Raw genomic sequence first — 13,974 nt, forward strand, 5'->3', positions numbered from 1 at the left:
ATTCAAGCTTTGCCTCCAATGGTGCAGGTGACTTTGATGGTGCGGGTGTCGGGTATTTCAGCGTGGGAAAGCACCTTGAGCTGCGGCAGGCTGCGGCGCAGGAAACGGGCCAGCAGCACGCGCAGCGGATGCTGGACCACCAGCACAGGCGTCAGGCCCAGCTGCGCCTGGCGGGCCATGGCCGCCTGGGCCTCCCGCAGCAGGCTGTCGGCCAGTCCCGGCTCCAGCCCGTTGCTGTTGGTCAGGGCCTGCAGCAGCACGCGGTCCAGCGAACCATCCAGGCCAATCACCTGCAGCTCTTCGTTGCCCGGAAAAATCTGCTGCACGATGGACCGTCCCAGTGCCAGCCGGATCAGGGAAGTCAATTCCGTGGTGTCGGTCACGGCAGGCGCGTTCTCCGCGAGCACATCAAGAATGGTGCGCATGTCCCGGATCGACACGCCTTCGTCCAGCAGGTTCTGCAGGACCTTCTGCACGGTCGTGAGCGACAGCGTCTTGGGAACCAGCCCCTCGATCAGCATGGGCGACTCCTTGCCGATCCGGTCCAGCAGTTGCTGGACTTCCTGGCGTCCCAGCAATTCCGCCGCATGGGCATGGATGAGGTGATTCAGGTGCGTCGCCACCACGGTGCTCGCATCCACCACGGTGTAGCCGTAGATCTGCGCCTGCTCGCGCAGGCTGGCATCGATCCAGATTGCCGGCAGGCCAAACGCGGGGTCCTGTGTCTGCGTTCCGGGCAGCGTTGCACTGACCTGCCCCGGATTGATGGCCATCCACTGGCCGGGCAATGCCTCACCCTGGCCGATCTGCACACCCTTCAGTTTGACGACATAGGCGTTCGGCTTGATTTCAAGGTTGTCCCGGATATGCACGACCGGCACCAGGAAACCGATGTCCTGTGCGAACTTCTTGCGGATGCTCTTGATGCGCCCCAGCAGTTCGCCGTTTTGCGCGCTGTCGACCAGCGAGATCAGCCGGTAGCCCACTTCCAGCCCGAGGGGATCGACCAGCGTCACGTCATCCCAGGTGGCGTCCTGCGACTCCGTCGCTACCGGCGCGGGGGGCGGCGCGGAAGCCGCCGGATCAACAGCGCCGACCTTGCCCATCACACGCCGGCCGAACCAGATCAGGCCGCCGGCAATGATCAGGAAAGCCAGGTTCGGCATGCCCGGAATCAGGCCCATCAGGCCGATGACACCCGCGGTCAGGAACAGTACTTTCGGGTTCGCGAAAAGCTGGCCGGTCAGTTGCCCACCCACGTCCTCGTCGGTCGTGACGCGCGAGACGATCACACCCGCCGCCGTGGAAATCACCAGCGCGGGAATCTGCGCGACCAGGCCATCGCCGATGGCCAGCAGTGTGTAGGTGGTCCCGGCCTCGGCGAAGCTGAGGTCGTGCTGGGCCACTCCGACGATCAGGCCGCCCACGATATTGATCACCAGAATGAGCAGGCCTGCCACCGCGTCGCCGCGGACGAACTTGCTGGCGCCATCCATGGAACCGTAAAAATCAGCCTCCTGCGCCACTTCGGCGCGGCGTTTGCGTGCCACGTCTTCACCGATCAGGCCAGCATTGAGGTCGGCATCAATGGCCATCTGCTTGCCCGGCATCGCGTCCAGCGTAAAGCGGGCACCGACTTCTGCAATCCGGCCCGCGCCTTTGGTGATGACCATGAAATTGATCACCACCAGGATGATGAACACCATGACGCCGACAGCAAAATTGCCACCGACCAGAAAGTGACCGAAGGCCTCGATCACCTTGCCGGCAGCGTCCGGCCCGGTATGCCCTTCCATCAGCACCACGCGGGTGGAGGCCACGTTGAGCGACAAGCGCAGCAGTGTCGTGAACAGCAGGACGGCGGGAAAGGCCGCAAAATCCAGCGCCTTCATGGTGTACATGCTCACCAGCAGCACCATGATGGACAGCGCAATGTTGAAGGTGAACAGCAGGTCCAGCAAAAACGGCGGCAGGGGCAGGACCATCATGCTGAGAATCAGGATGATCAGGACCGGGCCCACCAGGCCCTTGCCGCTGCCGCCCATGAGCATGGCCTGGCGCATGCGGGACATCGCGGTCAGCCCGGTCATGCAGGACTCCCTGCGGGATCGAGCGAGTCAGGCACCGGCAGGTTCTGCGGCGTGCGCGGCGCCTCACCGCCTTCGCTGTGCAGGCGCTGCAGCTGGTAAGCCCAGGCGAGAACCTCGGCCACCGCCGCATACAGCGCCACCGGGATTTCCTGGCCCAGCTGGGTGTGGCGGTACAGGGCACGCGTAAGCGGTGGTGCTTCGAGAATGGGAATCCTGTTTTCTTCGGCCATGGCACGGATGCGCAGGGCCACCAGGTCGGCGCCCTTGGCGATCACGCGGGGTGCACGCATTTCCTTGTCAAGGTACTTGAGCGCAACGGCATAGTGGGTCGGGTTGGTCACGATGATGTCGGCCTTGGGCACTTCGGCCATCATGCGGCGCTTGGCCATCTGCTGTTGCTGGCGCCTGATCTGCGCCTTGACCTGGGGGTCGCCATCGCTCTCCTTCTGCTCCTGCCTCAGGTCCTCACGCGACATGCGCAGCTTGCGGGCATGGCTCCAGAGCTGGTAAGGCACATCAATGCCCGCCACCAGCAGCAGCGAGGCGATGATCAAGGTGCAGCAGACCACCACCAGCTTCAGGGTATGCGGCAACGCTGAAGTCACCGGCTCGTTCATCAAGCCCATGATGGCCGGCAGCTTGCCGGAGAGAACCCACCAGGCCACACCGCCGATCAGCAGCGATTTCACGATCGTTTTGAGCAGCTCGGCCAGGGACTCGGCGGAGAACATGCGGCTGATGCCGGCCACCGGGTTGAGCTTGGAAAATTTGGGTGCCAGCGACTTGCCGGACAGCAGCCAGCCCCCCAGCATCATGGGGGCAACCAGCGCAGCCACCAGCATCAGGACCAGCAGCGGCATCAGGGCCTGCAAGGCGTGCAGTATCGCCGTTCCCGCTTGCACCATCATGTGCGAGGCGTCGAATGCAGAGGCCCGTTCAAACTGCAGGCCATTGCGCATGGCGCTGCCAAAATGGCCTCCCATCACCTCACCCATGGCCCACAGTGCGGCAACAGCTGTGGTCAGCATCACAAAGGTGACCAGTTCGCGCGAGCGCGCCACCTGGCCTTCTTCATGCGCCTTTTCGAGCCGCCTGGGCGAGGCGGGTTCGGTTTTTTCAAGATCACTTTCTTCCGCCATCAATGCTCCGGAGCGCCGGGCGCAACAAGCGCCCTGTTCCAGAGATTATTAAGGCGACGACCCTGCAGTGATAGGCCAAACAAGCCGTAAATAGACCTGCTTCTTGGCCAATCAGGGCGTCCTAGTAGGCTGAACCGGTGAAATCGCTGGCAAGCGGCTGCCCAGCGGCGTGCGAGGCAAGGCGCAAAGCACAGGCGGGCCCGCAGGCCCGGCGCGCATTTGCAACGCCGCATGGCGCGGCGAGGGGCGGTCGAGTGACAGTGAATTTCATTGATTCAGCCTACTGGTGGCCTGTGACGTTGAAATGGGAGGCGAGGAACGCGTGAGACGGGGTGCGATGCAAGGCGCAAAACACAGCGATGCCCGAGGCACCGCGCGCATTTGCAACGCCGCAGCGTGCCACGTATCGCGTGGGCAGCGACTTCCGGTTTCAGCGTTACAGGCCACTAAAACCCCAGGCTGGCCAGGAGATCATCGACCTGGCTCTGGTCGTCGACGGCGTCGAGGTTGCCCGACTTGGTTTGCGGGCCGTTGAGCAGGCCGGCACCGGTTTCGTTGCGTTTCTCCGCCGGTGCATTGTCGATCAGCAGCTGCAGCAGCTGTGTTTCCATGTCCTTGATGACGTCCATCATTTTCTTGATGACCTGGCCGGTCAGGTCCTGGAAGTCCTGAGCCATCATGATCTCGATCAACTGGGCGTTGGTGGCGCTGGCCTGTTTCGGAACATCCAGCAGATAGCTGCGCGTATCGATCACCAGCTCGCGCGCCTGGTCGAGTTCCACGGGCTCGGCAAACCAGGCATCCCAGCGGTGGTTCAGCGCCTGGGCCTGGCGCGACAGCTGCTCCTGGATGGGCTGGGCGGCGTCAACGGCATTGAGCGCCCGTTCGGCGGCACGTTCGGTCATCTGGGCCACATAGCCGAGACGGTCTCGTGCATCCGGAATGGCTTCTGCAGCCCGGGCAATGCTCTTGTCCAGGCCCAGCTCCCGCATGCCTTCGCGCATCTGGCGCGTCAAATGCCCGATGCGGTTGACCAGCTGCTCGGCGGAATCGCCGGCCACCGGCTGTGACAGTGCTTCCTGCGCCATGTCACGCACCTTCTTTCGCGATCTTTTCAAAGATCTTGGTGATTTTTTCCTCAAGCGTCACAGCCGTGAACGGCTTGACGACGTACCCATTGGCGCCGGCCTGGGCAGCGGCAATGATGTTTTCCTTTTTGGCTTCCGCGGTCACCATCAGGACCGGCAGCTTGGCCAGCTGGGGATCGGCGCGAATAGCCAGCAGCATGGCCAGGCCGTCCATGTTCGGCATGTTCCAGTCGGAGACGACAAAACCGTAGTTGCCGGTCCTGATCTTCTCCAGCCCGACCGCGCCGTCTTCAGCTTCGTCGACATTGACGAACTCCAGTTCCTTGAGCAGGTTGCGGACAATCCTGCGCATGGTCGGGAAGTCATCCACGACCAGAATTTTGATGTTTTTATCTACCACGTGAACTCCAGAATTTGACTAACAACACAAACCACTGGCCGGTGGATTCCCGCCACCCGGCAAATTTTTTCTCCTCGCCTCACACACGGTTGGCCCGCTCACCAAAGGACCTCAGGTGGGCCATCACCCGCTGGCTCATTTCCGGCATGGCAACCACCTCGTCCGCAGCCCCGAGGGCGATGGCTTCGCGCGGCATGCCAAACACCACACAGCTGGCTTCGTCCTGGGCCAGTGTGTAGGCACCGGCCTGACGCATGCGCAGCAGGCCTTCCGCGCCATCGCGACCCATGCCGGTCAGGATCACACCGATGGCATTTTTCCCCGCATGCTGGGCCGCAGAGTCGAACAGCACGTCAATGGAGGGCCGGTGCCGGTTGACCGGGGGCGCCTGGTCCACGATGGCCACATAGTTGGCACCACTGCGCGCCAGCGACAGGTGAAATCCGCCGGGTGCGATGTAGGCATGACCGGGCAATATCCTCTCGCCGTGCACGGCTTCCGACACGGCGATGCGACACAGGCCGTGCAGGCGCTGCGCAAAGGAATGGGTGAAACCGGCCGGCATGTGCTGCGCAATCATGATTCCCGGGCTGTCCGGCGGCAGCGGTTGCAACAGTTCCCGGATTGCCTCCGTTCCGCCGGTGGAAGCGCCAATGATGATCAGTTTTTCGGTGCTCAGAAGGGGGCTGCGCAGCAGTGGCGCCTCTGCCGGTGCAGGCCCCACGCCGGCCGCCGCGCGTTTGGCGGGCAGTATCCGCGCCGCCGCCGCCACACGGATCTTGCCGGCAATCAGGTCGGTATAAGCCAGCAAGCCGTCACGTATGCCCAGACGCGGCTTGGTGACAAAGTCAATCGCGCCCAGCTCCAGGGCACGCAGCGCCGCTTCCGAGCCCCGCTCCGTGAGCGACGACACCATCACGACCGGCATGGGCCGCAGGCGCATCAGTTTTTCAAGGAACTCCAGCCCGTCCATGCGCGGCATTTCGACGTCCAGCGTCATCACGTCCGGGTTGTGCTGCTTGACCAGGTCGCGGGCAACCAGCGGATCGGAGGCGGTGGCAACCACGGTCATATCCGGCTGGCTGTTGATGATCTCGGTCATCAGGCTGCGTATCAGCGCCGAATCATCCACGCACAGGACCCTGATCTTTTTCGTGCTCATAAGGCCCACTTGTTCCGGTTGTTGTTTCCGCGCAGGACGTCCGTGTTGAAAAGCTCCACGCGCGGGCGCTCCTGTTTCTTCGCTAACGTCCCGGCCAGTGCCAGTTCGTCCTTCTGCACCAGCAGGACATCGTTCTGCTTGACCAGCTTTCGCACGGTCACCCGGCCGCTAGCGGGAAAGTAATTGATGCGGCGAGGAAGATCGCCCCGCAGGTCCTGCGCCGCGATGCGAACCTGCTCCAGCTGCAGGTAACGCAGCACGAAATTGGCATTGCGTTCGCCGATATTGAGCATGGTCATGTTGGCCAGCACGGCGCCGCCGCCGAAGACCTTGGCCTCGAGCCGCTCGCGCCTGGCGCCGGCCTTGATGAGCTCATTGAGCAGCATCTCCATGGCGTAAGCGCCGTAGCGCATGGCCGCGGCCGGATCACGGGAAGCCGGGTCCGAATCGTCCGGGAGCATGAAGTGGTTCATGCCGCCAATGCCGGCGGTGGTGTCACGCAGGCAGGCGGACACGCACGAACCCAGCACCGTCGTCAGCACCATGTCCTTGGCGGTGACGTAATATTCGCCGGGCAGGAGCTTGACGGCCTCGACGCCAAACTCGCGGTCGAAGTAGTGGTGGCTGGCAACCGATTCCATGTCTCCTGCCATCACGCGGGCTCTTTCGCCGGACCGGCTGCCAGTTCATAAACCGTCTGACCGCGCAGCCGCAGTATCTGACTGGCAAATGAGAAATTCTCGGAGTGTCCGGCAAACAGCAGTCCGTGCGGCTTCATCAGCGGCGCAAAACGCTGCAGGATCTTGTGCTGCGTGGGTTTGTCAAAATAAATCATGACGTTGCGGCAGAAAATGGCGTCGAACGGATCCTTCAGCGCCCAGCGCGGATCCAGCAGATTAAGCTGCGAGAACTTCACCATCGCGGCCACTTCAGGCCGTATCCTGACCTTGCCAGCCTGCGCGCCCGAGCCCTTGAGGAAAAACCGCTTCAACCGTTCGGGCGACAGCTTGCTGACCTGGTCCATGGTGAAAACGCCGGCCGCCCCCTTGGCCAGCACCTGCGTGTCGATGTCGGTGGCCACCACACTGGCCGAACCCGCACGGTTGCCCAGGGCTTCGATCAGCGTCATGGCGATCGAATAGGGCTCCTCGCCCGTGGACGCGGCGGAACACCAGACGCTGACCGGCTGGTCGCAGCGCCGCACATGCTCTGCCAGCACAGGGAAATGGTGCGCCTCGCGGAAAAACGAAGTCAGGTTGGTGGTCAGCGCGTTGGTGAACAGTTCCCATTCGTCGCTGTGGGGGTCTGCTTCCAGAAAGCTCAGATAGGCGGAGAACTCCTTCATCCTGAGTTCCCGCAGGCGCCGCGCCAGGCGGCTGTAGACCATTTGCCGCTTCTGCGCGCCCAGCGCAATGCCCGCACGCTGATGGATCAGTGTCCGTATCTTCGAAAAATCATGGTCAGTGAGAAGGAAGTCCGGTCCCACTGAGGAGGTCGCTGCGATGTACGGTGTGGTAGTCATGGTTTTGTTTCGTGGCATGCAGGCGCTGGCTCCTCCGGGTCATGCACACGCTTCAATGTACACAGCGCAAGGTCCTCGCCATGCGCCGAAAAGCACGGAAAACAACCCCCTCTTTTCCCCATGGCTGGTCTCCGGCAGCGGAGACGGTCGCGCGGGACGGCTGCGGCCACGGCAGCAGTCGCTGCGCTGCAGGCACGGGAGAGATTGCTAGAGCTTGATGTTCTGCGCCCAGGCCAGCGCCAGCAGGTGCGCATCGTTCACCCGCTTCGCCGTCACGAACAGGTTGTCCGCGTGGTCTGCCGAACAGCCGTCCTCGCGTTCGCAGGCTTCTGCCAGCAACAGGAAAGGTCCGTACTTTCCCTCGCGCGAAATCAGGGCTTGCACAATGGCATCGGGCAGCACAATCTGGCTGAGCACCTGCGTGATCGGAACGCCCAGCATTTGCCCGAGCAGGGAAAACATGCCCACCACAAACAGGTCGTCCGATTCGCCCCGGGAAAGCAGTCCCTGGCCGAGAAGTTCCGTCAGGCGTCCGCGAACAATGGCAGCCTGCAGCAATGCGGGTGAAAAACCCACGGTGTTGGTCATGGCCAGCAGCAACGAGAGCCAGCGGAACAGGGGGGTATAGCCGATCATGGCCACCGCATGGCGCAGCGACTGGATTTCAACCTCGATGCCGAAGCTGGCTGAATTGATGTAGCGAAACAGCTTGTAGGAAAGAACAGCGTCGCGTTTGAGCAGCTTTTCCAGATGCCGGACGTCGGCATTTTCCTGGACCATTTGCATGAGCTGAAGGATCAGTACCGTTTGCGGCCCGAGTTCTCCCGGCTGGTTCTGTTTGCGCGGCGCCAGGCAGAGGTTTCCGAAAAAACCGCTCAGGCCGAGGGCCGCACAGGCATCAAACGCCTCCCAGTCACGGCACGGCGCCAGCACCACCGCCAACGGCGGCTCGGCGTGCCCGGCCAGGCTGGTGATGGTTGTCAGGTCCGGATGGTCCAGCCCCAGCTCCACATGGCTCAGCAGGGGAAGCAGGGACTCGCTGGATTCCAGGAATGCCAGGTCCGCATCACCGATTGCCAGACTGAAGCCATGTTCGCGCAATGTGGTAGCGGCAGTCACGTCGTCGCCGTCGGCCAGGTCGGCCCGGTTCAGCACCAGCACGGTATCGGGGGGGGCCATGGTCTGCAGCGTTTCGGCGGAACACCTGGCAGGCCTGGCGTCGAGAAAAAGCCGGCCCAGCCCGGTGTCGCTGGCACGCTCGGCCACCAGCGAGAGCAATTGGTCCAGATCTGCATCGCCCGGCGGCAGGCTGCCGTGGTTTTGCCAGCTCAGCTTGTAACCCATGACCTGCTGTTTGGGATCAAGCAGTGGCGCACGCACAAGGTATTTATCTTCAGACATGAGGCTTCAAGTTCAGGTTGTGGGAACTGCAGTTCCCGTCTTTCATTCGCTTTTTTGCGGACCAGCCGGTTGTGTCCAGGCCAATTTCCACACCCCCGCCGCGGTCACAGGCAGGCTTTACACGAGTCACTTTATGAAAGAAGCGTAGGTCTTGATCCTTCAAGCAAGCAGGAAATCACCGCTCTGTTTTCCGGATCCGGGGCGGCGATCGCCGCTTACGCCTGCAACAAAGCCTGCAGCGCAAGGGATCTCCAGCCTGAGGCGGAAGCCGCCATGCCGAGCTACAGGTTTCAGGCAGTCATTGCTCTGTTTTTGATAGCTACTCGAGCACGACAGATAAGGGCAAAACAGCCATTTCTTCTGCAATCCAGGCGCAGAGGCATGAAACTCCGTGGGGCTGCAGACCTGCCCGCTCAATACATGGCTGTCACCCTGGCCGAACAGGAAACGTGTGGCTGTGCCCACGCTGCTTCAAGACAACGGTGCTGTACAGCGCTGCCAGTGACTCCCGGATGGCGTGGGTCACCGATGGCAACTCCGCCATTGCGGCTTCAGTGATGTTTGTCCCGAGCAGCGAAATGCTCACGGAAGCATCCTCGACGATGACCGCCGACATTGTCCTGAGTATTTCCTTCAGCGCCGCATCAGCGTGATGTGCCCGGGGCGATGCATTGAGCACCGCCACCGGCTTGCCGACGAACGCCTCAAAGCTGACCAGCCAGTCCAGCGCATTCTTGATGGTGCCGGTAACGCCATGCGCATATTCAGGACTGGCGATCAGCAAGGCATCAGCCGCCGCGACCTCGGCGCGCAATTGCGCAACGCCTCGTGGCACATCGGTCTCCAGGTCAGGATTGAAGAGCGGCAACGCGCCAACCACGGAACAGAACGTGATTTCGATTTCAGGGGGCGCCAGGCGCGCTGCCGTACGAAGGAGCGCGGAATTGATGGATGCAGCCCGCAGGGTACCGGAGATGGCGAGGACCTTCATGACGCCCAGAGACGCCCATCAACCGATGCCGCAAGTTGCGGGCGCATGAGGAATTCAGAAAGCATGGCTTTGATAATAGCTCGCCCGTCCTGGCTCACCGGGCTGGACAGGCGGCACGCACCTTATTTTCACCAACGCCGGAAGATATCCGCTCCACGCCACCCGGCTGACACTACGAAACGATGAACTGGAAGTCGCTGATGATGCGCCCCTCCCAATCGACCTGAAGAAACTCAAGGCCCACGGCCACCACCTCACGCGTAGCCGGGCGAATCATTTCCCAATTGAACGTGATGACACCGGGCAAGGCTTGTGCGTTCTTCACGGCGGCAAATGCATAACCTCCATCACGCACATTCTTCGAGTACGAACCGATGATGCGCTCCTCCAGCGCTGCATGGCCCCGCGCTTCGCGTGTGGACACATAGTGAACACCCTCAGGCCGCCAGAGCGCGGAGATGGCTTCCCGCCGCGCCACCGGGTCGGGTTCATTCCATACCGCGGCATAACGGTCGGCCAGTTGCTGTGCATCGATCTTCATGATTGCTCCTTGAGAAATGTGGTTTGGCTGAAATATCGGTACAGGGCCGCCACGCCGAGTGCCAGGACGAACAGGTAGATCAGGCTGATACCAAATGCATGGGAAATGCCTGCTGGATTGGTGCTCTGGCCCAGTGCGCCGTAGAACAGGATTCCGATCAGGGAGACACCCAGCGCATTGCCCACCTGCTGCATGGTTGCCATGACGCCAGACGCTACGCCCGCATGCCGGGCCGGCAATCCGGCCAGCACGGCCGAAGCCAGCGGCGCCATGATCATCCCGAGCCCGCAACCCTGCACAAGCAGCACCGGCAACATGCAGGCCACGCCCCTTACGGGAAATCCTTCCACCATGCCGTAGAGAACCGCGTCCCCGGCTGCAAGCACCAATGCCCCTGTAAAAATCGCATTCCGGCCCAAACGGCGAGCGAACCATGGTGACGCCATCGATGTGGCGAAAAACCCCAGGGCGAGCGTCATGAACACCAGTCCCGATTCAAGCGGTGGAAGCGCCAGCCCCTGCTGCAGGTACAGCGCCAATACAAAATAGAACGACGCATTGCCCGCAAAGAACATCAGGGTGATGACCAGACCTAGCTGAAATGGGCGCTGGGCCAAAAGCGAGGGCGCGACCAGGGGCTGCCCACCGCGCACCGCCATCCCACGCTGATAAAGCCAGAAGACCAGGAACAATGGCGCCGACGTTGCCAGGCAAACAAGGCTCCAACGCGGCCAATCCAGATCGCGCCCCAGCACCAGCGGCAAGACGACAGCCGTCAACGCCAACCCGATGAGCGCAACACCGGGCAGATCCAGCCGGCTGGAGGGCTGGCCCCTTAACGGTGGGAGCACTCGGCGGCTCAAGGCCAGGGTCAGCACACCCAGGGGCAAGTTGATGAGAAAACAGCTGCGCCAGCCGAACCCCGCGATATCGGCGTGGATCAACAGCCCGCCAACGACCTGGCCGCTCGCTGCAGCCAGCCCCAGGGCGAGACCATAGGCGGCGAAAGCTTTGGCGCGATTCGCCCCCGTGTAAAGCATGCCAAGCATCGCCAACACCTGCGGCTGCAGCAAGGCACCCGCCAGGCCCTGTGCAACACGCGCACCGATCAGCACTTCGGCATTCGGCGCCAAACCGCAGACGGCAGACGCCAGGGTGAACAAACCCACGCCAATGACAAAGAGCCGGCGCCGTCCATACATATCGCCAAGCCGCCCGCCGGTGATGAGCGCGGCGGCATTGGCCAGGCCATAACCCACCACAACCAGTTGCAACGCCGCGTTGCCGGCATGCAAGTCACGCTGAATGGAAGGAAGAGCAACATTAACAATAAAGAAGTCCAGAACCACCATGAAAGTGCCGGCAAGCATCAGCAGAAGCGCGAGCGGGCCCGGAGACAATGTGGAGGCTGCCGGTAAAGGCGCAGGGGGCATGCCAGGCGCAGCGAGTTGGGGCTTCATGGCTATCTTTCTTGAAGGTTTTCTGCGAAAGCAGTTTGTTCACGTCCAACGCCGTTGACGATGACCTCCGAAGTCATGTCCAAGGTCAAGGCGCCCGAGTTGAGATTGCTTGTCACGGGCATGATCGTATGGCTCAATTTATGGACTAACAATGATTGAAACTCTACAATTAATGTCTTTTCGTCCATACATATAAATACAAATGGATCCACTCGATGAGCTTTTTTCGGCCATGCGTGTTGAAAATGCGCTGTATGCGCGCCTTGAAGCCAGGGCGCCGTGGGGCCTGAGCACCCGCCGCGGTGACAACACGGCGCGTTTCGGCCTCGTGTTGCGCGGTGGCGGCTGGCTGACACTCGACGGAGACGCCACTCACCCCGAGCCCATTGCTTTGGCGGCAGGCGACTGCTTCATCATTCCGCACGGTTCGCCGTACACGCTGCGCGATGACTTGAGTTCGGCCACGGTGAACTGTGTTGACGTGGTGCGCAACAACATAGGTGGCGTGGTGCAGATTGGCCAGGCGGCCGGTGGTGCATGCACCACCGTGGTCAGCGGCTGGTTCAACTTCGACCCCGACGGCGCACGGCCGCTGCTGGACCTGTTGCCGCCGCTGCTGCACATCCGCATGGACCAGGAGCGCACGCAACTGCTGCAGGCAGCGCTGCAACTGCTGGCGATGGAAACTGTGCAACGCGGCCTCGGCTCAGGCCTGATCGTCAGCCGCCTGGCCGACATCATCTTCGTTCAGGTGGTGCGGGCCCACATCGAAGCACTGGACCCTGAAACCGAAAGCGGCTGGCTCGCGGCCCTGTCAGATCGCCGCATCGGCCCCGCATTGCACCTCATGCACAAGGATGTTGCATCGAGCTGGACCGTGGAGGCCCTCGCCGCTGCTGTCGGCATGTCGCGTTCCGCGTTTGCGCTGCGCTTCAGGCACAAGGTCGGCCAGTCACCGCTGGACTACCTCACACGCTGGCGCATGTTTCGCGCCGGACACATGCTGCGCCACACCAGCAAGCCGCTGGTGGAAGTAGCCGGCAGTGTGGGTTACGAGTCGGAAGCCGCCTTCAACAAGGCATTCAAGCGATCCACTGGCGCTGCGCCAGGCGCCTACCGGCGCAATGCACAAGCCCCGGCGGCCTGAAACTGAACCTGCTCGCTTATGCAGTTTTTGGGTGGCCTTGGCCAGATCGTCCGCCGCGCCGCTGGACAACTCGCCAGATACCACCAAATACCAGCTTCTGGGCCGCGCGTCCGCCCACAGGGATGACGATCCCGTGCTCCATCTCCTCGCGCTGCCTGAGGCAGTGGTCTTCCGCAGGGCGCCAGACGTATGGCCCAAGGCGCCGAGCAGGCAGCTTGCTCTGCTTTTTATAGCTGCTCACACCCACCAGCAAAGGGCTTGAGGCCTAGAAGATCCCGAAAGATGTGGCTGGAGATTCTTCACCCCTGCCTTAAGGCGCACTTAAGTTTGTGTTTCCACACTGGCGCATCACTTTTCCCCAAGGATGCTGCATGCAGACTGTGCGACGCAACGTGTTTGAACCCCGCTCCCGCCCCATCACCGCCACCCATACCGTCGCCGGCTCACCTCGTCGGGAAGAAACGGAAGCGTTCATCCGGACGGTTTTTGCGCGGCGCTACAACGCCCGCACATCTTCCCTGGCCCCCAACCTCGCGCTGCTGGAGCAGGACGACCGCATCATCGCAGCGGCCGGCTGGCGCGGTGCCAGCACGGACAAGCTGTTTCTCGAACGTTACCTGGACGCTCCCATAGAAGTCGCCATGGCGCAACTGGCCGGCCAGAACGTCGTGCGTGAACGCATTGTCGAGGTCGGCAACCTCGCGGCCGACAGGCCCGGCGGCAGCATCCACGTCATCCTCACGCTGGGCCGGCACCTGCACCGCCTGGGCTTCGAATGGGTGGTGTTCACCGCGACCCAGGAACTGATAGGAATCCTCACCAAGCTGGGCTTGCCCATGCTGGCCCTGGCCAAGGCCGACCCCGCCCGCCTGGGCGACGAGGCCGCGGCTTGGGGCACGTATTACGACACCCAGCCCATCGTGGTGGCCGGTCGCATCCAGCTCGGGCTGGACCGCATGAGCCGGCAGGCATGAGCGCCGAACGCGTGTTAGGCGCGCTGGCCGCGCGCGCGCCCGATGCCGTGGTGTTGCGC

General features: G+C 62.3%; 13 protein-coding genes. 2 read left to right on the forward strand and 11 right to left on the reverse strand.

The features are described 5' to 3' along the window. Positions 1-2: 2 nt before the first annotated feature. From flhA to WA904_RS20310, 11 genes are all read right to left on the reverse strand, one after another. Positions 3-2,090: a flagellar biosynthesis protein FlhA gene (gene flhA, locus WA904_RS20260; protein WP_425198933.1), complete on the reverse strand. Its 2,088-nt coding sequence runs from the start codon at positions 2,088-2,090 to the stop codon at positions 3-5. Beyond that, a complete protein-coding gene (flhB, locus tag WA904_RS20265) occupies positions 2,087-3,229 on the reverse strand; it encodes a flagellar biosynthesis protein FlhB (protein WP_425198934.1) in 1,143 nt (380 codons plus the stop codon). Before flhB ends, flhA begins: the two co-directional genes overlap by 4 nt. 446 nt (positions 3,230-3,675) lie before the next feature. Then, on the reverse strand, positions 3,676-4,317 hold the full coding sequence (cheZ, locus tag WA904_RS20270) for a protein phosphatase CheZ (protein WP_425198935.1): 642 nt from the start codon (positions 4,315-4,317) through the stop codon (positions 3,676-3,678). 1 nt (position 4,318) lies between these two features. Beyond that, the gene (gene cheY / locus WA904_RS20275; RefSeq protein WP_425198936.1) at positions 4,319-4,717 is read right to left on the reverse strand and encodes a chemotaxis response regulator CheY; all 399 of its coding nucleotides are present in this window, start codon (positions 4,715-4,717) and stop codon (positions 4,319-4,321) included. A gap of 79 nt (positions 4,718-4,796) precedes the next feature. Beyond that, positions 4,797-5,879: a protein-glutamate methylesterase/protein-glutamine glutaminase gene (locus WA904_RS20280; RefSeq protein WP_425198937.1), complete on the reverse strand. Its 1,083-nt coding sequence runs from the start codon at positions 5,877-5,879 to the stop codon at positions 4,797-4,799. Further along, positions 5,876-6,532 carry a chemoreceptor glutamine deamidase CheD gene (gene cheD, locus WA904_RS20285; RefSeq protein WP_425198938.1) on the reverse strand — a complete coding sequence of 219 codons (657 nt, stop codon included), beginning with the start codon at positions 6,530-6,532 and terminating at the stop codon, positions 5,876-5,878. The genes WA904_RS20280 and cheD overlap by 4 nt, the downstream gene beginning before the upstream one ends. Continuing rightward, on the reverse strand, positions 6,532-7,401 hold the full coding sequence (locus WA904_RS20290) for a CheR family methyltransferase (protein ID WP_425198939.1): 870 nt from the start codon (positions 7,399-7,401) through the stop codon (positions 6,532-6,534). The genes cheD and WA904_RS20290 overlap by 1 nt, the downstream gene beginning before the upstream one ends. 207 nt (positions 7,402-7,608) lie before the next feature. Further along, positions 7,609-8,802: an EAL and HDOD domain-containing protein gene (locus WA904_RS20295; protein WP_425198940.1), complete on the reverse strand. Its 1,194-nt coding sequence runs from the start codon at positions 8,800-8,802 to the stop codon at positions 7,609-7,611. 427 nt (positions 8,803-9,229) lie between these two features. Beyond that, positions 9,230-9,793, reverse strand: a complete 564-nt coding sequence (locus tag WA904_RS20300; RefSeq protein WP_425198941.1) for an NADPH-dependent FMN reductase — start codon at positions 9,791-9,793, stop codon at positions 9,230-9,232. Between the two features lie 172 nt (positions 9,794-9,965). Then, on the reverse strand, positions 9,966-10,334 hold the full coding sequence (locus WA904_RS20305) for a hypothetical protein (RefSeq protein WP_425198942.1): 369 nt from the start codon (positions 10,332-10,334) through the stop codon (positions 9,966-9,968). Further along, complete coding sequence (locus WA904_RS20310) at positions 10,331-11,767, reverse strand: MFS transporter (protein ID WP_425198943.1); 1,437 nt, start codon at positions 11,765-11,767, stop codon at positions 10,331-10,333. Before WA904_RS20310 ends, WA904_RS20305 begins: the two co-directional genes overlap by 4 nt. Positions 11,768-11,996: 229 nt before the next feature. Here WA904_RS20310 and WA904_RS20315 point away from each other — a divergent pair, with 229 nt between their 5' ends. Both WA904_RS20315 and WA904_RS20320 read left to right on the forward strand, forming a co-directional pair. After that, positions 11,997-12,941, forward strand: coding sequence for a cupin domain-containing protein (locus tag WA904_RS20315; protein ID WP_425198944.1), 945 nt, complete (start codon positions 11,997-11,999; stop codon positions 12,939-12,941). 371 nt (positions 12,942-13,312) lie between these two features. Further along, positions 13,313-13,915 (forward strand): thermostable hemolysin, encoded by a 603-nt coding sequence (locus tag WA904_RS20320; RefSeq protein ID WP_425198945.1) that lies wholly within the window; start codon positions 13,313-13,315, stop codon positions 13,913-13,915. Positions 13,916-13,974 lie beyond the last annotated feature (59 nt).

The organism is Polaromonas sp. (assembly GCF_049790275.1).
Taxonomy (GTDB): Bacteria; Pseudomonadota; Gammaproteobacteria; order Burkholderiales; family Burkholderiaceae_C; genus Polaromonas.

Excerpts from the sequence above, each read along its gene's own strand:
- cheD (WP_425198938.1), bottom strand. The coding sequence starts at position 6,532 with ATGGCAGGAGACATGGAATCGGTTGCCAGCCACCACTACTTCGACCGC.
- WA904_RS20305 (WP_425198942.1), bottom strand. The coding sequence starts at position 10,334 with ATGAAGATCGATGCACAGCAACTGGCCGACCGTTATGCCGCGGTATGG.
- flhB (WP_425198934.1), bottom strand. The coding sequence starts at position 3,229 with ATGGCGGAAGAAAGTGATCTTGAAAAAACCGAACCCGCCTCGCCCAGG.
- WA904_RS20320 (WP_425198945.1), top strand. The coding sequence starts at position 13,313 with ATGCAGACTGTGCGACGCAACGTGTTTGAACCCCGCTCCCGCCCCATC.
- cheZ (WP_425198935.1), bottom strand. The coding sequence starts at position 4,317 with ATGGCGCAGGAAGCACTGTCACAGCCGGTGGCCGGCGATTCCGCCGAG.
- WA904_RS20315 (WP_425198944.1), top strand. The coding sequence starts at position 11,997 with ATGGATCCACTCGATGAGCTTTTTTCGGCCATGCGTGTTGAAAATGCG.
- WA904_RS20310 (WP_425198943.1), bottom strand. The coding sequence starts at position 11,767 with ATGCCCCCTGCGCCTTTACCGGCAGCCTCCACATTGTCTCCGGGCCCG.
- WA904_RS20290 (WP_425198939.1), bottom strand. The coding sequence starts at position 7,401 with ATGACTACCACACCGTACATCGCAGCGACCTCCTCAGTGGGACCGGAC.
- WA904_RS20295 (WP_425198940.1), bottom strand. The coding sequence starts at position 8,802 with ATGTCTGAAGATAAATACCTTGTGCGTGCGCCACTGCTTGATCCCAAA.
- flhA (WP_425198933.1), bottom strand. The coding sequence starts at position 2,090 with ATGACCGGGCTGACCGCGATGTCCCGCATGCGCCAGGCCATGCTCATG.
- WA904_RS20300 (WP_425198941.1), bottom strand. The coding sequence starts at position 9,793 with ATGAAGGTCCTCGCCATCTCCGGTACCCTGCGGGCTGCATCCATCAAT.
- WA904_RS20280 (WP_425198937.1), bottom strand. The coding sequence starts at position 5,879 with ATGAGCACGAAAAAGATCAGGGTCCTGTGCGTGGATGATTCGGCGCTG.